The organism is Grimontia celer, from assembly GCF_900055185.1.
GTDB lineage: Bacteria > Pseudomonadota > Gammaproteobacteria > Enterobacterales > Vibrionaceae > Enterovibrio > Enterovibrio celer.
In genome coordinates this window covers 273,383-291,423 of sequence record NZ_FIZX01000003.1, presented here as the reverse complement: position 1 = coordinate 291,423, position 18,041 = coordinate 273,383, and the positions used below count along the sequence as shown (strand labels likewise).

The following is an 18,041-nucleotide window of genomic DNA, read 5'->3' as shown; positions in this document are numbered from 1 at the left end:
CATCCTTTTTCTGCACCAGCGTTTTTTCCAGTGTTAATAAAAAAGGCGGAAGACTCAATGCCTTCCGCCTTATTATTTTGTGAACGTATTTTAAAGGGTTAGCCAACCAGTGCCAACAGAACACCTGCTGCAACCGCTGAGCCCAATACGCCTGCGACGTTTGGCCCCATTGCGTGCATCAACAGGAAGTTGTGCGGGTTGGAATCAAGACCGACCTTGTTCACAACACGTGCCGCCATAGGTACAGCCGAAACACCTGCCGCACCAATCAGTGGGTTGATGTTGTCTTTGCTGTATTTGTTCAAAAGCTTAGCCATCAATACGCCAGCCGCAGTACCGATACTGAAAGCGACCGCACCCAGCACCAGAATACCCAGCGTTTCAAACTTCAGGAAGGACTCTGCCTGAAGCTTAGAACCTACAGCCAGGCCCAGGAAGATAGTCACGATATTGATCAGCTCGTTTTGCGCCGTGTTTGATAGACGGTCAACCACGCCACATTCGCGCATCAGGTTACCCAGACAGAACATACCAACCAGCGGTGTCGCAGAAGGCAGGAACAGAATCGCCATCATCAGTACCGCCAACGGGAAGATGATTTTCTCTGTCTTCGATACGTGACGCAGTTGCTGCATCTCAATCTTACGCTCTTGCTCGTTGGTCAGCAGCTTCATGATTGGCGGCTGGATGATTGGCACCAGCGCCATGTAGCTGTATGCCGCAACGGCAATCGCACCCAACAAGTCTGGAGACAAGCGACTGGCCAAGAATATTGCCGTTGGACCATCTGCACCGCCGATAATCGCGATAGATGCTGCATCTGCCAGCGAGAACTCCATCCCGGGTACCAGATTCAGCAAGATGGCACCAAACAGGGTAGCGAAGATACCAAACTGCGCAGCTGCACCCAGCCACAGGGTACGAGGGTTAGCAATCAATGCACCGAAGTCAGTCATTGCACCCACGCCCATAAAGATCAGCAGTGGGAAGATTCCAGACTCAATGCCTACGTAGTAGACGTAATACAACACACCACCCGGCTCGGTAAAGCCGGCATTCGGTATATTCGCGAGGATGGCACCAAAACCAATTGGCAGCAGAAGTAAGGGCTCGAAGCCCTTACGAATCGCCAAAAACAACAGGCAACAACCGACAGTGATCATCACGAGCTGGCCAAAATCAAAGTTGGCCAGACCGGTTTCACTCCAGAGGATTAACAAACCTTCCATGATTTTCCTCTTACGCCAGGCTCAGTAGCGGTGAACCAACGGTAACAGAGTCACCTTCTTTCACCATCACATCTTGCACGACACCAGCACGGGTTGCGCGAACTTCAGTTTCCATCTTCATTGCTTCCAGGATCAGCAGTACATCGCCTTCCTGAACCTGATGGCCTTGTTTCGCAACCACTTTGAAGATGTTCCCCGCCAGAGGAGCGGCAACTGCTTCAGATGCACCTGCTGTTGGTGCAGGAGCAGGCGCTGCAGACGTTGGCGCTGACGCAGAAGGCGTCACAGATGTCAGCTCGCCTTGCGGACCAACAACCACATCGTAAACCTGACCGTTTACCTGAACGCTGTAAGCTTCAGTGCCACCCGCAGAAGCAGGTGCTGCTGGAGCCGCTGCGACTTCAGGCTCAGTACCTGGTACTGGCTCAAAGGCATCCGGGTTGCCACGATTTTTCAGGAATTTCAGACCAACCTGTGGGAACAGAGAGTAAGTCAGAACGTCATCAACCTGTGCTTCAGCCAGCAAGATGCCTTCTTCTTTCGACTTAGCAATCAGCTCATCAGTCAGAATGTGAAGCTCTGGTTCAATGAGATCAGCAGGGCGACAGGTAATCGCCTCTCCGCCATCCAGAACACGCGCCTGCAGTTCTTTGTTCACTTCTGCAGGTGCTGCGCCGTATTCGCCTTTCAGGACGCCTGCTGTTTCTTTGGTGATGCTCTTGTAGCGTTCACCCGTCAGTACGTTGATGACCGCCTGAGTACCAACGATTTGAGAAGTTGGTGTAACCAGAGGGATATAACCCAAGTCTTCGCGAACGCGAGGGATCTCTTCCAGTACTTCATCCAGACGATCTGCTGCGCCCTGCTCCTTCAGCTGACCTTCCATGTTAGTCAACATGCCGCCCGGTACCTGAGCAATCAGGATGCGAGAATCAACGCCTTTCAGCTGACCTTCAAATTTGGCGTACTTCTTACGAACTTCGCGGAAGTAAGCAGCAATTGGCTCGATTTTCTCTAGCTGCAGGCCCGTATCACGTTCTGTGCCTTGCAGCATAGCTACAACGGTTTCGGTTGGCGTGTGGCCATAGGTTTGGCTCATCGAAGAGATGGCCGTGTCCAGCACATCAAGGCCCGCTTCAACCGCTTTAACGGCAGTGGCAGTAGAAAGACCAGTCGTAGCGTGACAGTGCAGCGCAAGAGGGATATCACAAGAAGCTTTGATGCGCTTAATCAGCTCTTCTGCCTCGTAAGGCTTGAGCAGGCCAGACATGTCTTTGATACACAGAGAATGACAACCCAGATCTTCAAGGCGCTTCGCCAAATCAGTCCAGGTGTCCAGAGTGTGGTAAGGGCTGGTAGTGTAAGAAAGGGTACCTTGAGCGTGTGCACCAACGTTCACGGCAGACTTCACCGCTTTCTCAAAGTTGCGCACATCGTTCATCGCATCAAAGATACGGAACACGTCCATGCCGTTGGCATGAGCACGCTCAACGAATTTCTCCACCACGTCATCGGCATAATGGCGGTAACCTAATAGGTTCTGACCACGTAGCAGCATTTGCATTGGGGTTTTCGGCATCGCCTTTTTAAGTTCGCGCAGGCGAACCCATGGGTCTTCACCCAAGAAACGGATACAGGCATCAAATGTTGCGCCGCCCCAGGTTTCTAATGACCAGTAACCGACATCATCTAACGCAGCGGCAATCGGCAACATGTCATCAAGACGCATGCGCGTCGCAAACAGCGATTGGTGTGCATCACGCAAGACAACGTCTGTAATAGCGAGTGGCTTAGACATACGACAAAACTCCTTGTAATTGTACGTTTCGCATCAGCTAGCGCTGGCGACTACGGTATTTATGTACTGCTGCAGAAATCGCAGCAATAGTATCCCCGGATACCTGACCATTATTGTTATTTGATGGAGTGGTCGTGGTGGTTGCCTGAGGTGGCAACTCTTCGGGGACCAAGCGGGACATCAGCTTGACCAGACCGACCAAGATGGTAAGAAAGATGAAAACCACCACCATGCCTGTCAGCATGAGTGTGGCAGCGTGCTGGAGAGTACTACCCAAATCCATATGTTTGCTTCCTTGCAGGTTACCGCATTCCGTTCACCGGAAAATCGGCACGACTTTTTCTCAACAAACGCGATTTACATTTTGTTGAGAATTTACTCACTCAGTTAAGTTGTTGGTCAAAATACTAACAAAACGCAATAATGACAATCCTGCAATACTCATCATTTGCTTCATTTTCGGCCTCTGACGCAATAAAAATGCGCAATTGTTACCACATTGTTAATGGGCGACATGCGAAACTTGGTGCATTTTGTTGCGGAATAATCATCAGGTAAAAACCCGGTTTTTCAGAGGATTAAGCAAGAATTTCTTTAGTGAGAAGCGCAGTGCGTTTAAAAGCCAGTAAAAGTGTAAAAACTGGAATTTCGCGGAGAAGTCAGCTTTTTGAGACTATGAGAGATTAGTCGGAAATTTCGAATAGAAATGCAGAAAAGAAATGGCGCGACCGGGAGGATTCGAACCTCCGACCGCCTGGTTCGTAGCCAGGTACTCTATCCAGCTGAGCTACGGTCGCGCAGGCGTTGATTGCATAAAAATAACAATCTGGGTGAAAGTGAAATGGCGCGCTCGGGAGGATTCGAACCTCCGACCGCCTGGTTCGTAGCCAGGTACTCTATCCAGCTGAGCTACGAGCGCGCAGTAAACACTTCATGCATCATCCGGATGCCAGCGCTTCGTCGGAAACGGAGCTTCGTCCTTGGAAAGGCAATTGCCTAAGGGGAGTGTAAATTAGGATGGCGCGTCCGGGAGGATTCGAACCTCCGACCGCCTGGTTCGTAGCCAGGTACTCTATCCAGCTGAGCTACGGACGCGCAACTAATTTACAAATGGCGGTGAAGGAGGGATTCGAACCCTCGATACGGCTACAAACCGTATACTCCCTTAGCAGGGGAGCGCCTTCAGCCTCTCGGCCACCTCACCGCACAAATCATGGCGCGCTCGGGAGGATTCGAACCTCCGACCGCCTGGTTCGTAGCCAGGTACTCTATCCAGCTGAGCTACGAGCGCACAACAATTCGGGCTATTTTCTGGCATCAGCCAAAAAATGAAATAATGGCGCGACCGGGAGGATTCGAACCTCCGACCGCCTGGTTCGTAGCCAGGTACTCTATCCAGCTGAGCTACGGTCGCGCAGTGCAAGAATGGCGGTGAAGGAGGGATTCGAACCCTCGATGCGGCTATAAACCGCATACTCCCTTAGCAGGGGAGCGCCTTCAGCCTCTCGGCCACCTCACCGTCTTGCGGAGGCACATATTACTTTGAGCCAAGAATATGTCAAACACTTTATCGGGAAAAATCTGCAATCTCGTTGCGTTTGCACACTTCTCCGCCATTTGCCGCTTTGGCGAGGCAAAATCGCCGCCAATTGTGTTTTAAATGAACGACCTGAACACCTCGAAAAATCACAGTCTGACAGTCATTCTGGGTCTTCATGTGGTCAGTTTATTTGCGTTTAGGTAAAGAAAAGGCCGAGTCAACGTTCGGCCTTTCTGAAAACTCAAATGCGCGGTGCTTAGAAGTTACCGCCAGTTGGTGCTGGGTTACCCTTCTCTGCCTGAATACGCATGTAGATCTCTTCACGGTGAACAGACACTTCTTTAGGCGCGTTCACACCAATGCGTACCTGGTTACCTTTTACGCCCAGTACGGTAACAGTCACTTCATCACCAATCATCAGCGTTTCACCTACGCGACGAGTCAAAATCAGCATTCTTCTACTCCTTGAGTATTTACAACTTTCTTATTCGTTGAGTCTGTTTGGTCTTCTAACTGCACGAGGTAAACTCACACGGCAGCGTAAGCTCCGAGATGGACTTTCAACTACTTTCCTTCCTTGCGAGCATCCTTTGCAAGCGCCTGCTATGTACTCCAAGCGCCCGTCTGGCTTTTCAATATGGCTCATTTCTTTAGCTAACTCCAGTTAACCAATGAGATTTCGCACACCGAATCCAGACATTGTGACCCCTGTGCCCAGAAGATCACGTTGTCAGATACTGCGAGGCAGGAAAAGTTCATCCTACCGGGCAAAAATCAGGTGAATGCAGCGAATAAATCATAGCCACACACACATTAAGGCGATGCACTATACAGAGTTAAAAAAAAAGTGCAAAGAATAAACTTTATGTGCATGTATATAAAAGAAAGGCTTCCATAGGAAGCCTTTCTTTACATTAAATTAGCTTGGTTTATGCGGCGCTTACAGACGCTCGGTCAACCAAGGTGCAACGGTTTCCAGAGCCGCTGGCAGTGCAGCAGTATCAGAACCACCTGCCTGTGCCATATCAGGACGACCACCACCTTTACCGCCAACTTGCTGAGCAACCATGTTAACCAGTTCACCCGCTTTCACTTTGCCAGTCAGATCTTTGGTAACACCCGCAATCAGGCCCACTTTGTCGTCAGACACATTACCCAGGAACACCACACCGCTACCCATTTGGTTTTTCAAATCATCAACCATGGTACGCAATGCTTTGTTATCTGCGCCGTCCAGCTTGCTGATCAGTACTTTGATACCGTTGATATCCTGTACGTTGTTGATCAGGCTTGCGCTTTCCTGAGCTGCCAGCTTTTCTTTCAGCTGCTGGATTTCTTTTTCCAGAGATTTCGCACGGCTCTGAGATTCAGACACCTTCTTCGCAAACTCTTGCTGCTGGCTATAGAAAGCGTCTTCAGCGCCTTGACCCGTTACCGCTTCGATACGACGCACGCCTGCTGCGATACCGCCTTCAGAAACGATCTTGAGCATACCGATATCGCCAGTACGATTGGCGTGGGTACCGCCACAAAGCTCGATAGAGAAATCGCCCATGGTCAACACGCGAACGTTATCATCGTACTTCTCACCAAACAGTGCCATTGCACCTTTGGCTTTTGCCGCTTCAATGTCCATGATTTCAGTAGAGACGTCATGGTTACGGCGAATTTGTTCATTAACCAGCTTCTCAACGGCGCGCAGTTCTTCTGGCTTCACCGCTTCAAGATGAGAAAAGTCAAAACGCAGACCTTCAGCGCGAACCAGAGAACCTTTCTGCTGAACATGCTCGCCCAATACAATGCGCAGTGCTTCGTGAAGCAAGTGGGTTGCTGAGTGGTTCAGTGCAATCGCCTGACGACGCTCTGCATTCACCTTTGCTTCCACGTTGTCGCCAACGCTCAGCATGCCATCAACCAACTTACCGCGCAGACCAATAGCCGCGCCGTATTTTTGGGTATCGATAACTTCGAACTTGCCTGCATCTGTCATCAGGAAACCTGCATCACCACATTGACCACCTGATTCTGCGTAAAACGGCGTTTGGTCCATGATGATCACAGCTTCGTCTGCCGTTGCCAGCGCCTCAGACGCCATGCCATCAACAAAGATATCAGTGATCAGGCCTTTGCCTTCGGTGGCACCGTAACCGGTGAACTCAGAGTTACCTTCAACTTTGATCACAGAGTTGTAGTCAGTGCCAAACTGGCCTGCTTCACGCGCTCGTTGACGCTGCTCTTCCATCGCTGACTCAAAGCCTTCTTCATCAATAGCGAAGCCGCGCTCACGTGCCACGTCGTTAGTCAGGTCAGCTGGAAAGCCGTAGGTATCGTAAAGTTTGAAGACAGTTTCACCGTCCAGCACTTTGCCATCCAGCGCTTCCAATGCATCGTTCAGAATTGCCATGCCGCGATCCAGTGTGCGACCGAAGTTTTCTTCTTCAATCTTCAGCACTTTCTCAACCATTGCTTGCTGGTTCTTTAGCTCTTCACCAGCGGTACCCATGATCTCAGCCAGAGGGCCAACCAGCTTGTAGAAGTAAGAGCCTGTCGCGCCCAGCTTGTTACCGTGACGAACTGCGCGACGAATAATACGACGCAGAACGTAGCCACGACCTTCGTTTGAAGGCATGACACCATCTACAATCAAGAATGCACATGAACGGATGTGGTCAGCCACAACACGCAGAGACTGGTTAGACAGGTCTTCGTACCCAATCACTTCCGCTGCTGATTTGATCAGGGTTTGGAAGATGTCGATTTCATAGTTTGAGTGAACGCCCTGCATGATCGCAGCAATACGCTCGATACCCATGCCTGTATCAACAGAAGGCTTAGGCAGTGGTTCCATCGTGCCATCGGCATGACGGTTGTACTGCATGAATACGTTATTCCAAATTTCAATGAAGCGGTCGCCATCTTCTTCTGGAGAACCTGGAGGACCACCCCAAATGTGGTCACCGTGATCGTAGAAAATTTCAGTACATGGACCACAAGGGCCAGTGTCACCCATCTGCCAGAAGTTATCTGACTCGTATGGCTTACCACCTTTCTTGTCACCAATGCGAACGATACGGTCAACTGGAATGCCAATTTTCTCGTTCCACAGTGCGAATGCTTCGTCGTCTGTTTCGTAAACCGTCACCATCAGGCGGTCTTTTGGCAGTTGCAGTACTTCAGTCAAGAATTCCCACGCAAAGGCGATAGCGTCTTCTTTGAAGTAATCACCGAAGCTGAAGTTACCCAGCATTTCGAAGAAAGTGTGGTGACGGGCAGTGAAGCCTACGTTTTCCAGGTCATTATGCTTACCACCGGCACGTACACAGCGCTGCGCTGTTGTCGCTCGGGTATAGGCGCGTTTTTCTAGGCCTAGGAAGCAATCTTTAAACTGGTTCATACCTGCGTTTGTGAACAACAGCGTTGGGTCGTTGGCAGGCACGAGCGATGAGCTAGGCACGATAGTGTGCCCTTTGCTTTCAAAGAATTCGAGAAACGCGCGGCGGATCTCGTCGGTGCTCATGTACATTGGCTAATCCTGAAAATTGGAGTTGTAGTAATCACTGCGTCGCGTAACAGGCGACGTGATCAGAGTCAATTGGCCGACATTGTAAACAACCTGACCAATTGCGAAAAGAGGCATAAACAAGATAGATCGCAGACTATGCCTGCAATCGCTGGGTTTTAGTCGTCTTTCGAGAGGGCGTAACTGATTTGGTCAAAGCTAAAACCACGACTTTGAAGGTAACGGGTCCATTTTGCGCGTTGCTTGAAATCTACCGTCGGTAAAGTGCCGTCGTAATTACCGAAACGGCGTTTAGCCAGATCTTTTGCCAGCTCGAACCAATCATGTTGTTGGTTTTCCTGTGCAATTTCCAGCAATGACGTGCTGATGCCCTTTCGTTTAGCATCAAAGCAGATACGTTGCCAACCATGACCTTTCGAGGCCCCATGGCGAAGCAGCATTTCGGCAAAACGTTTGTCATCCAGCCAATGGTGGAAAAGACAATGTTCTATTGCGGTATCGATTTCTTCAGGAGGGAACTGTCGCTGCGCCAGTTTCTGACGCAGCTCCAGTTCTGAATGGTCGCGGCGGGACAGCATGCCCACCGCCAATTCTTTTGCAGTTAAACTCAGAACGCTTCCTCTTCAGGCAACTCAGCGTCGTTGTTCTCTGATTGTGGCTGACCAGTTTGAAGCAGCATATCACGCAGAGTCTTATCCAATTCTTTCGCGATTTCTGGATTCTCTTTCAGGAATCGACATGCGTTTGCTTTACCCTGGCCGATTTTATCGCCGTTGTAGCTGTACCATGCGCCTGCCTTCTCAACCAGCTTGTGTTTCACGCCCAGGTCAATCAGCTCACCGTAAAGGTTGATGCCTTCGCCGTACATAATTTGGAATTCAGCTTGTTTAAACGGTGCTGCAATCTTGTTTTTCACGACTTTCACGCGGGTATCGTTACCCACCACTTCATCGCCTTCTTTGATAGAGCCGATACGACGGATATCAAGACGAACAGAAGCATAGAATTTCAGTGCATTACCACCGGTAGTGGTTTCTGGGTTACCGAACATCACACCAATCTTCATACGGATTTGGTTGATGAAAATCATCAGAGTGTTGCTGTTTTTGATGTTCGCCGTCAGTTTACGCATCGCCTGAGAAAGCATACGTGCCTGCAGACCCATGTGAGAGTCACCCATCTCACCTTCAATTTCTGCTTTCGGCGTCAGTGCTGCAACGGAGTCAATAATGATAACGTCAACTGCACCTGAACGCGTCAGTGCGTCAGCAATTTCCAGCGCCTGCTCACCCGTGTCTGGCTGAGATACAAGCAGATTGTCGATGTCAACGTGCAGTTTGCGAGCATATACAGGGTCAAGTGCGTGCTCCGCATCGATGAACGCACAGGTTTTGCCTTGCTTTTGTGCTTCCGCGATAACTTGCAGTGTCAGAGTGGTTTTACCTGAAGACTCAGGACCATAGATTTCAACAATACGGCCGTATGGCAGACCGCCCGCACCCAGCGCGATATCCAGAGACAGAGAGCCGGTAGAAACGGTTTCAATGTCCATCGTGCGGTCATCACCCAGACGCATGATCGAACCTTTACCGAATTGTTTTTCGATCTGTCCCAGGGCTGCGGCTAACGCCTTCTGTTTGTTGTCGTCCATTTGATTCTCCAACGGAAGCAATAATCGCTCAGATAACTGTTTAATTGATGCTAAGTATACTGTCCATTTATACAGTGTCTAGCCCTGTATAAAATTTTTCTTCGCTTTTCGTGTTACTGCTCCGGTTTTTCGCTTTCTAAATAAGAGAGTAAGCGACACAGACTGTGTGCAATGGTGTTTCGACGGATTTCATGCCTGTCACCATCGAACAAACAAGTTTCCGTAACAGTACCTTTGCGGGTTGCCCAGCCAAAACACACCATGCCTACTGGTTTTTCTTCACTACCACCAGTAGGGCCAGCAATACCGCTGACTGCTAAAGCGAAATCAGCATTGGCTACTTTTAGTGCCCCTGCCGCCATTTCCGCAACGACCTCTTCGCTCACTGCGCCATTTTCCACCAACGTGTCCGTTGCCACGCCAACCATTTCACGCTTAGCGTCATTGCTATAGGTGACAAAGGCGCGCTCAAACCAAGCAGAGCTTCCCGCTACCTCGGTAAGTACGTAAGAGATCCCGCCACCCGTGCAAGATTCTGCTGTGGTTATTGTCTGGTTCGACGTTTTCAGTCTTTCACCTATCTGTGTTGCCAGCTTAACGAGTTGCTCCATGATGTCCTCTTACGGCTTTGTTTTTACTTCATCGCGAGATCGATACTTTACCCATTCATCGCGATTCACGTATCCTGTTGCCTTCTCTTATCTTTGTAATTTTGCAGGCCAGATAGTGACAGTACAAGCGACAGCAAATCACACGCCGATGATGCAGCAATTTCTAAAAATCAAAGCGCAGCATCCCGAAGAACTTCTTTTCTACCGAATGGGTGATTTCTACGAGCTGTTCTATGACGATGCCAAACGTGCATCCCAGTTACTTGATATCTCTCTGACCAAACGTGGCGCCTCAGCCGGTGAACCGATTCCGATGGCAGGCGTTCCGTACCATTCTGTAGAAGGATACCTCGCCCGTCTGGTTCAGCTCGGAGAATCCGTAGCGATTTGTGAACAAATCGGCGATCCAGCCACCAGCAAGGGGCCTGTTGAGCGTCAGGTTGTCCGTATTGTGACACCTGGTACGGTCTCGGATGAGGCGCTATTAAATGAGCGTGTCGATAACCTGCTTGCCGCGATTTTCGCCAACGGCGACCGATTTGGTTACGCCACACTGGATATCACCTCAGGCCGTTTCCTCCTGAGTGAACCAACAACAGAAGAAGAAATGCAGGCAGAATTGCAGCGCACGCGACCTGCAGAGTTGTTGTATCCGGAAGATTTCGCATTCTCTTCGCTGACCGATATGTGCAAGGGTAGTCGCCGTCGTCCTATTTGGGAATTTGATCTCGAGACGGCTAGGCAGCAGTTGAACCAGCAATTCGGCACCCGGGATCTTGTCGGTTTTGGTGTTGAAGAGTGCTCGCTTGGACTGGCAGCTGCAGGCTGCTTGATGCAGTACGTCAAAGACACACAGCGCACCGCCCTTCCCCACATTCGCGCCTTGGTGAAAGAAAACAAAGATCAATCTGTGATTCTGGATGCCGCCACACGCCGCAACCTGGAACTCACCCAAAACCTTTCAGGCGGTTTGGAGAATACTGTCGCGTCTGTGCTCGACAGAACCACTACGCCGATGGGCAGTCGTCTTCTGAAACGCTGGCTCCATCAGCCAATGCGTGACTTCAAGATTGTGAACCGTCGCCTGGATGCCATCACTGTACTGAAAGACACTGGGTTATACGTAGATTTAGCCAGCTCACTTCGACCTATTGGCGACATGGAGCGTATTCTTGGACGACTGGCGATTCGCTCTGCACGCCCTCGTGATATGGCAAGACTCCGCGGCGCATTGCAACAATTGCCGGAAATTGAAAGCTTGCTTGGTGAAGTGCAGGATGAAGCCATTGCACCGCTGAAACAAGCCAGCGCCCCAATGCCGGAGCTTGCTGAGCTGCTCGAACGCGCAGTGGTAGAAGCGCCACCAGTGGTTATCCGTGATGGTGGTGTTATTGCCCCCGGCTATAATGCTGAGCTTGATGAATGGCGCGATTTGGCTGACGGTGCCACCCGCTACCTTGAGGAGCTGGAAGCCCGCGAGCGTGACCGTCATGACATTGATACGTTGAAGGTTGGCTTCAATCAGGTTCATGGTTTTTACATTCAGGTCAGCCGTGGTCAAAGTCACTTGGTACCACCTTACTACGTGCGCCGCCAAACACTGAAAAACGCCGAGCGTTACATTATCCCTGAGCTCAAAGAGCATGAAGACAAGGTACTCAACTCCAAATCAAAAGCATTAGCACTTGAGAAGAAACTCTGGGAAGAGCTGTTCGACCAACTGCTCCCACATCTTGAGAAACTGCAACGTGCCGCTGAAGCGCTTTCAACACTCGATGTACTGGCTAATCTGGCTGAGCGTGCTGAGTCACTGGATTACTGCCGCCCAACGCTGACTGAGCAACGTGGCATTGATATCACTGGGGGTCGTCACCCAGTGGTTGAGCAAGTGATGGACGCCCCATTTATTGCGAATCCAACCTCACTCAATCCAGGTCGCCGTATGTTGATCATCACTGGCCCTAATATGGGTGGTAAATCGACCTACATGCGTCAAACTGCGTTGATCACCCTGATGGCACATATCGGCTCGTATGTACCGGCAGAATCCGTCATGTTGGGTCCCGTGGATCGTATTTTCACCCGTATCGGCGCATCCGATGATCTGGCTTCTGGCCGCTCAACCTTCATGGTCGAAATGACAGAGACAGCAAACATTCTTCATAACGCCACCGAAAACAGCCTGGTATTGATGGATGAGATTGGCCGCGGCACCAGCACTTATGATGGCCTCTCACTGGCATGGGCAAGTGCAGAATGGCTCGCAGAGAAGCTCAAAGCGATGACACTGTTTGCGACCCACTACTTTGAGTTGACGGAACTGTCAGGACAAGTACCAGGACTGGTGAATGTGCATTTGGACGCCGTAGAGCATGGGGATGAAATCGCCTTTATGCACGCGGTTCAGGAAGGCGCTGCCAGTAAATCGTATGGCCTTGCTGTGGCTGGGTTAGCTGGAGTACCCAAAACCGTGATTCAGCGAGCAAAGAAAAAACTGCGTCAGTTGGAAGCGAGCGGACACGAAGTGGTGACAGGTGAACAAACTACACCAACCAGCAGCGCGGCAGCACAGCTTTCTTTGCTGCCAGAGCTTAGTGAGGTGGAAAAAGCACTGGCCGATGTCGAGCCGGATAACCTGACGCCAAGACAAGCACTTGATGCGTTGTACCGACTGAAAGCGCTGCTTTAATTTATCAGCACATCAGACATGAAAAACAGAAAAGCCCCGAAAGGGGCTTTTTTATTGAGCACACAAAGTGGTGATAAAAAGGTGCTATCAGTGCTCAGTGTTGAAAAGAGACTCGATGCTCAGTCCCTGATGCGTCAGCATGTCACGCAAGCGGCGCAAGCCTTCAACTTGGATTTGGCGAACACGTTCACGTGTAAGGCCAATTTCACGACCCACATCTTCCAACGTCGATGCTTCGTGACCCAGTAGACCGAAACGACGTGCCAGAACTTCACGCTGCTTAGGGTTCAATTCCTGAAGCCAGTGAACGATAGACTTTTTCATGTCATCGTCTTGCGTAGTATTCTCTGGACCGCCTTCTTTCTCGTCCGGGATGATATCCAGCAACGCTTTCTCTGAATCACCACCAATCGGGTTATCTACCGAACTGATGCGCTCATTCAGGCGAAGCATGCGGTTCACATCTTCAACTGGCTTGTCGAGTTGCAGGGCGATGTCTTCTGCTGTTGGCTCATGATCCAGCTTTTGTGCCAGCTCGCGGGCGGTACGCAGATAAACATTAAGCTCTTTAACCACATGAATAGGCAGACGGATAGTACGCGTCTGGTTCATGATGGCACGCTCAATGGTTTGGCGAATCCACCACGTTGCGTAGGTAGAAAAGCGGAAGCCACGTTCAGGATCGAATTTCTCAACCGCACGGATCAGACCGAGGTTACCTTCTTCAACCAGATCAAGAAGCGCAAGGCCACGATTAGAGTAACGGCGGGAGATCTTAACCACCAGACGGAGGTTACTTTCGATCATACGTTTGCGGGCTGCTTCGTCACCGCGCAGGGCGCGGCGTGCATAAAGCACTTCCTCTTCTGCTGTTAACAGAGGAGAGTAACCTATCTCGCTAAGATAGAGTTGTGTTGCATCGAGAGCCTTAGAGGATGCCGCAAATGTTACGGACTCTTCTGCCTCTTCAACGACTTCGTCTTCCGACTCGATTTCGAGTTGTTCCATGTCAACATCTTCAACAATCATGTCGTCGACTTTCTTTGCAGTATTATTCTGACTCATAGCGCCTCCCAATTTGGCGTAGCAGCTAGACAGTACAGCAAGATCTGTCTCGGATTACCGTTTCGGCAAATACCTTAACGGGTTCACCGATTTCCCTTTATAGCGAATCTCGAAGTGCAACCGGACACTGTTTGTACCAGAGCTGCCCATTGAAGCTATTTTTTGCCCCTTTTTGACGCTCTGACGTTCCGAAACAAAGATGCGGTCGTTGTGCGCGTAGGCACTAAGATAATCATCGTTGTGTTTAATAATGATTAAATTACCGTAACCTCTAAGCGCGTTGCCCGCGTAAACCACTTTTCCATCTGCAGAAGCATTAATGCTTTGCCCGCGATTGCCAGCGATGTCTATCCCTTTATTTCCAAGCTCTGAACTTGAGAATCCGGAGATGACCCGCCCCTTAGAAGGCCATTGCCAACTAATTTTCACAGGCGTACCTGAAGGCTTTTTAACGGGTTTATCAACAGATGGTTTATTTTTTGTTACAGATTGACTGTACTCCTTCACTTTTTGCTGTTCAACATTTTTCTTATTTTGAGAAGATGATCCCGACTTATTTTGCGAAGCGATTTTTTGATTATCTTGCTTGGATTTAGCAGATGATCCTGAAACAGCGGGTGGTTTGGTCGCGACAACAGCTGGTGTGGTTGCAGCCCCTGCAGTAGAAGCAACAACCACGGCAGTACCAGCACCAGAGTCTTTCTTCCCATAGGCTGGAGGAACATATTTCTCCCGCCACAAGTTCAGCTTTTGACCAGGAAAAATCGTGTAAGGAGCATTAAGGTTATTGGCAGAGATAATGTCGTTAACATCGCGGTCTGTGATGTACGCGATATAGTACAGAGTGTCGCCTTTCTGCACCTCATAATAGCTGCCGCGGTAACTGCCGCGCTCAATCTCTCCATAATCAGGACCGACACTAGAGACAGGTGCAGGGCTTGTTACTGAGCATGCAGACAATAATCCCAACACAGAGAGAAATACTAAAATTTTCAACTGAATTGAAACCACTGTCACCCAAAGTTACCTATGCCAAATCACCAGCTACAAGTGGAACAAATCGAACCGCTTCAATGGCTTTTGTTTCAAATTCGTCACCACGACGCGTGACATGATACAGCGTTTGATCGCTCTCGCCGACAGGCACAATCAAGGATCCGCCGTCAGCAAGTTGTTCCATCAGCGCCTGTGGCATGTTTGCCGCAGCCGCAGTGACGATAATGGCATCAAAAGGGCCTTTACTTGCCCAACCTTGCCAGCCATCTCCATGTTTTGTAGAGATGTTATACAGCTCAAACTGTTTAAAACGGCGCTTCGCGACCATTTGCAGCTGCTTAATTCGCTCCACGGAATAAACATGCTCAACCAGTTGCGCTAGCACACACGTCTGAAAGCCAGATCCTGTTCCTACTTCCAGCACACGACTATCATGTTTAAGACCGAGAAGTTCTGTCATTTTTGCAACGATATAGGGCTGAGAAATAGTCTGCCCGTGGCCAATAGGCAATGCATTATTGTCATAAGCCTGATGAGCCATTGCTTCAGAAACAAAAAGGTGTCTGGGTAAGCGTCCAATGGCTTCCAGCACACGTTGATCTAATATTCCCTGTTCGCGAAGTAGTTGAATAAGTGAATGCGAGTAATTCACTAATGTCACCCTTTATTATTTCGTTGCGTTTGTAACCCAAAGATTCAGAGTGTCGATCGTGTCATGTGCTGTCAGATCGACCTGAAGTGGTGTCAAAGAGACACAATTATTTTCAATGGCATAGAAGTCAGTGCCTGGTCCAGCATCTTGCTTGGTGCCCGGAGGGCCAATCCAATAAATCGCCTGTCCACGGGGATCTCTGTCTTCAATCATGTCTTCAGCACGGTGGCGTGCACCCAGCCTTGTCACCTGCCACCCCTGAATATCTTCCATCGGAACATCAGGGACATTGATGTTTAACAAACGGTTACGCGGCAGTGGTGTCTCTTTATCATTGAGCACCACTTTTTTTACCACCTGAGCGGCAGTATGGAAATGCGTGTTACCACAAAGGGAGACCGCTATCGCAGGCACACCCATGAAAAAACCTTCTGTCGCAGCGGCGACCGTACCTGAATACAGTACATCATCACCGAGATTAGCTCCGTGATTGATCCCTGTAATGACAAAATCCACTTTATCTTTCACCAATGCATTCAGCGCGACATGCACACTGTCTGTCGGTGTACCCTGAACAGCATAACGGCTGTCACCCACTTCACGCAGACGAAGCGGGTTTTCGAGGGTCAGGGAGTTAGAAGCGCCGGAGCGGTTTCTATCCGGGGCGACAACGGTCACTGTCGCGATATCAGACAGCACTTCTGCCAGTACATTGATGCCGTCAGCAAACACGCCATCATCATTACTGATCAAAATGTGCATCTGATTCTCCCTCTGATTTGTCTTCCATGACTTCTCGCATCACCGCTGTTGCAAAGCATCCTGCAGGTAAAGAGAACTCAATCGTTAATGTGTCATCTTCACGTTGCCAGCTCATCTCTTGAGGGTAGAGCAGCAAAGGACGACGCTCATGACGCATACGGTTAGCGCGAATCACTGCCAGAAGATGTGGCTCAGTATCTACGATTTTCTGTTCAAACTGCTGTGCCTCACCTTGAGTAGGCAGTGCATTATCACCCGTCATTGGGCCAGAGATATGCCATTCGTGTTTTCGCAACTGTGCTTCTGCAGAGGCAATGTCTTCTACCAGCTGGACCTGCTCTTTGTCGTCGATCAGTAAGTCGCCCAACATTGGCGTATGGCAAAGTTGCTTTTCGATCCGCGCAGACAACACTTGGTTGAACAGGAATGATCGAGCCGCAGACAGGTAAAAGCTGCGTTTGCTCTTATCACGTACTCGGAATTTATCCTGACCCCAATCGCGCGCCGATGACACGTTGTTGCCATTACGACCAAATCGTTGGCTGCCAAAGTAGTTTGGTACACCTTGGTCGCGAATGTCGGCAAGGCGCGCTTCAATTGCGTCATCACCTTCAAATTCTGTGATCACCAACTTAAAGCGGTTACCAATCAGGTCACCCGGGCGCAGTTTTTTGTCGTGACGGGCGGTATCCAAAATGCCGTCAACACCTTCATGTGTAGTCACAAATTCAGTCAAATCCGGATCGGGTTGCCCTGGGAGGTGCACACTGAACCATTGTTCTGTCACTGCGTGGCGATCCTTGAGACCAGCCCAGCTCACATCACGGGATTTAACACCACACGCTTTAGCCAGTTCATTGGCCACGTATTTAGTGTTCTCGCCAATCTTGCGGATACGTACCAGAAAATGCTCTCCGTGTCCGGCAGGCGTAAAATCCAGTGTTTCGCTAACGAAGAAATCTTCTGCTTTGGCCTTTAAGCGGCCAGTTGCTGCTGGCTGACCATGCAGGTAAGCCAGAGCGTTCATTACATCAGTCATTGGAATCCTTACGGATGATCACCACAGCCTCACAGGCAATGCCTTCTTTGCGGCCGGTAAACCCCAGTCGTTCGGTAGTTGTCGCTTTCACATTCACGTTGCTGACATCCGTTTCCAAATCTTGTGCAATCACCGCGCACATGGCATCGATATGCGGTGCCATTTTCGGCGCTTGCGCCATGATGGTGACATCCAGGTTACCAATCACATAGCCTTTTGCTTTAACTTTGGCGTAAACATCGCGTAGAAGAAAACGGCTGTCAGCCCCTTCCCACTCAGCATCGGTATCAGGGAAATGACGGCCAATATCACCAGCAGCAATTGCGCCCAAGAGAGCATCACATAATGCGTGCAGCGCTACATCACCATCAGAGTGCGCGACCAATCCTTGTTCATAAGGCACCTTCACGCCACCTATGATAACCGGGCCTTCACCACCAAATTTGTGTACGTCAAAACCGTGTCCAATACGAATCATGTCTCTTCCTC

General features: G+C 50.0%; 15 protein-coding genes and 7 tRNA genes. 1 reads left to right on the top strand and 21 read right to left on the bottom strand.

The features are described from left to right. Positions 1-98 precede the first annotated feature (98 nt). The 15 genes from GCE9029_RS20005 to pncC form a co-directional block, all read right to left on the bottom strand. On the bottom strand, positions 99-1,229 hold the full coding sequence (locus GCE9029_RS20005; protein WP_062666281.1) for a sodium ion-translocating decarboxylase subunit beta: 1,131 nt from the start codon (positions 1,227-1,229) through the stop codon (positions 99-101). A gap of 10 nt (positions 1,230-1,239) precedes the next feature. Continuing rightward, positions 1,240-3,027: a sodium-extruding oxaloacetate decarboxylase subunit alpha gene (oadA, locus tag GCE9029_RS20000; protein ID WP_062666279.1), complete on the bottom strand. Its 1,788-nt coding sequence runs from the start codon at positions 3,025-3,027 to the stop codon at positions 1,240-1,242. A 37-nt stretch (positions 3,028-3,064) separates the two neighbouring features. Beyond that, positions 3,065-3,310 carry an oxaloacetate decarboxylase subunit gamma gene (locus GCE9029_RS19995; protein WP_062666277.1) on the bottom strand — a complete coding sequence of 82 codons (246 nt, stop codon included), beginning with the start codon at positions 3,308-3,310 and terminating at the stop codon, positions 3,065-3,067. A gap of 437 nt (positions 3,311-3,747) precedes the next feature. Further along, a tRNA-Arg gene (locus GCE9029_RS19990) sits at positions 3,748-3,824 on the bottom strand. Positions 3,825-3,869: 45 nt separating this feature from the next. Next, positions 3,870-3,946: transfer RNA gene (locus GCE9029_RS19985), tRNA-Arg, on the bottom strand. Positions 3,947-4,045: 99 nt separating this feature from the next. Continuing rightward, positions 4,046-4,122, bottom strand: a tRNA-Arg gene (locus GCE9029_RS19980). Between the two features lie 16 nt (positions 4,123-4,138). After that, positions 4,139-4,231: transfer RNA gene (locus tag GCE9029_RS19975), tRNA-Ser, on the bottom strand. A gap of 10 nt (positions 4,232-4,241) precedes the next feature. Further along, a tRNA-Arg gene (locus GCE9029_RS19970) sits at positions 4,242-4,318 on the bottom strand. Between the two features lie 46 nt (positions 4,319-4,364). Next, positions 4,365-4,441: transfer RNA gene (locus GCE9029_RS19965), tRNA-Arg, on the bottom strand. A gap of 12 nt (positions 4,442-4,453) precedes the next feature. Continuing rightward, a tRNA-Ser gene (locus GCE9029_RS19960) sits at positions 4,454-4,546 on the bottom strand. Positions 4,547-4,823: 277 nt separating this feature from the next. Beyond that, the gene (gene csrA / locus GCE9029_RS19955) at positions 4,824-5,021 is read right to left on the bottom strand and encodes a carbon storage regulator CsrA (protein ID WP_002537591.1); all 198 of its coding nucleotides are present in this window, start codon (positions 5,019-5,021) and stop codon (positions 4,824-4,826) included. A gap of 486 nt (positions 5,022-5,507) precedes the next feature. After that, positions 5,508-8,090 (bottom strand): alanine--tRNA ligase, encoded by a 2,583-nt coding sequence (gene alaS, locus GCE9029_RS19950; RefSeq protein ID WP_062666276.1) that lies wholly within the window; start codon positions 8,088-8,090, stop codon positions 5,508-5,510. Positions 8,091-8,245: 155 nt separating this feature from the next. Further along, the gene (locus tag GCE9029_RS19945) at positions 8,246-8,677 is read right to left on the bottom strand and encodes a regulatory protein RecX (protein WP_438356876.1); all 432 of its coding nucleotides are present in this window, start codon (positions 8,675-8,677) and stop codon (positions 8,246-8,248) included. A 17-nt stretch (positions 8,678-8,694) separates the two neighbouring features. Further along, positions 8,695-9,738 (bottom strand): recombinase RecA, encoded by a 1,044-nt coding sequence (gene recA / locus GCE9029_RS19940; protein WP_062666272.1) that lies wholly within the window; start codon positions 9,736-9,738, stop codon positions 8,695-8,697. A 113-nt stretch (positions 9,739-9,851) separates the two neighbouring features. Beyond that, positions 9,852-10,349: a nicotinamide-nucleotide amidase gene (pncC, locus tag GCE9029_RS19935; protein ID WP_062666270.1), complete on the bottom strand. Its 498-nt coding sequence runs from the start codon at positions 10,347-10,349 to the stop codon at positions 9,852-9,854. A 148-nt stretch (positions 10,350-10,497) separates the two neighbouring features. On the opposite strand from pncC, the gene mutS reads away from it, so the two are divergent. After that, the gene (gene mutS / locus GCE9029_RS19930) at positions 10,498-13,038 is read left to right on the top strand and encodes a DNA mismatch repair protein MutS (RefSeq protein ID WP_438356877.1); all 2,541 of its coding nucleotides are present in this window, start codon (positions 10,498-10,500) and stop codon (positions 13,036-13,038) included. 87 nt (positions 13,039-13,125) lie between these two features. Here the strand turns inward: mutS and rpoS are convergent, their stop codons facing one another. The 6 genes from rpoS to ispF are packed head-to-tail and all read right to left on the bottom strand — an operon-like array spanning position 13,126 to position 18,030. After that, a complete protein-coding gene (rpoS, locus tag GCE9029_RS19925; protein ID WP_062666267.1) occupies positions 13,126-14,103 on the bottom strand; it encodes an RNA polymerase sigma factor RpoS in 978 nt (325 codons plus the stop codon). Positions 14,104-14,157: 54 nt separating this feature from the next. Then, positions 14,158-15,120 carry a murein hydrolase activator NlpD gene (gene nlpD, locus GCE9029_RS19920; protein WP_062666265.1) on the bottom strand — a complete coding sequence of 321 codons (963 nt, stop codon included), beginning with the start codon at positions 15,118-15,120 and terminating at the stop codon, positions 14,158-14,160. A gap of 10 nt (positions 15,121-15,130) precedes the next feature. After that, positions 15,131-15,751, bottom strand: a complete 621-nt coding sequence (locus GCE9029_RS19915; RefSeq protein ID WP_062666263.1) for a protein-L-isoaspartate(D-aspartate) O-methyltransferase — start codon at positions 15,749-15,751, stop codon at positions 15,131-15,133. Between the two features lie 15 nt (positions 15,752-15,766). After that, the gene (gene surE / locus GCE9029_RS19910; protein ID WP_062666261.1) at positions 15,767-16,513 is read right to left on the bottom strand and encodes a 5'/3'-nucleotidase SurE; all 747 of its coding nucleotides are present in this window, start codon (positions 16,511-16,513) and stop codon (positions 15,767-15,769) included. Beyond that, on the bottom strand, positions 16,494-17,552 hold the full coding sequence (gene truD, locus GCE9029_RS19905) for a tRNA pseudouridine(13) synthase TruD (protein ID WP_062666259.1): 1,059 nt from the start codon (positions 17,550-17,552) through the stop codon (positions 16,494-16,496). The genes surE and truD overlap by 20 nt, the downstream gene beginning before the upstream one ends. Further along, positions 17,545-18,030: a 2-C-methyl-D-erythritol 2,4-cyclodiphosphate synthase gene (gene ispF, locus GCE9029_RS19900; RefSeq protein WP_062666257.1), complete on the bottom strand. Its 486-nt coding sequence runs from the start codon at positions 18,028-18,030 to the stop codon at positions 17,545-17,547. The genes truD and ispF overlap by 8 nt, the downstream gene beginning before the upstream one ends. Positions 18,031-18,041 lie beyond the last annotated feature (11 nt).

Coding starts and splice junctions, on each gene's coding strand:
- GCE9029_RS20005 (WP_062666281.1), bottom strand. CDS start 1,229: ATGGAAGGTTTGTTAATCCTCTGGAGTGAAACCGGTCTGGCCAACTTT.
- oadA (WP_062666279.1), bottom strand. CDS start 3,027: ATGTCTAAGCCACTCGCTATTACAGACGTTGTCTTGCGTGATGCACAC.
- GCE9029_RS19995 (WP_062666277.1), bottom strand. CDS start 3,310: ATGGATTTGGGTAGTACTCTCCAGCACGCTGCCACACTCATGCTGACA.
- csrA (WP_002537591.1), bottom strand. CDS start 5,021: ATGCTGATTTTGACTCGTCGCGTAGGTGAAACGCTGATGATTGGTGAT.
- alaS (WP_062666276.1), bottom strand. CDS start 8,090: ATGTACATGAGCACCGACGAGATCCGCCGCGCGTTTCTCGAATTCTTT.
- recA (WP_062666272.1), bottom strand. CDS start 9,738: ATGGACGACAACAAACAGAAGGCGTTAGCCGCAGCCCTGGGACAGATC.
- pncC (WP_062666270.1), bottom strand. CDS start 10,349: ATGGAGCAACTCGTTAAGCTGGCAACACAGATAGGTGAAAGACTGAAA.
- mutS (WP_438356877.1), top strand. CDS start 10,498: ATGATGCAGCAATTTCTAAAAATCAAAGCGCAGCATCCCGAAGAACTT.
- rpoS (WP_062666267.1), bottom strand. CDS start 14,103: ATGAGTCAGAATAATACTGCAAAGAAAGTCGACGACATGATTGTTGAA.
- surE (WP_062666261.1), bottom strand. CDS start 16,513: ATGCACATTTTGATCAGTAATGATGATGGCGTGTTTGCTGACGGCATC.
- truD (WP_062666259.1), bottom strand. CDS start 17,552: ATGACTGATGTAATGAACGCTCTGGCTTACCTGCATGGTCAGCCAGCA.
- ispF (WP_062666257.1), bottom strand. CDS start 18,030: ATGATTCGTATTGGACACGGTTTTGACGTACACAAATTTGGTGGTGAA.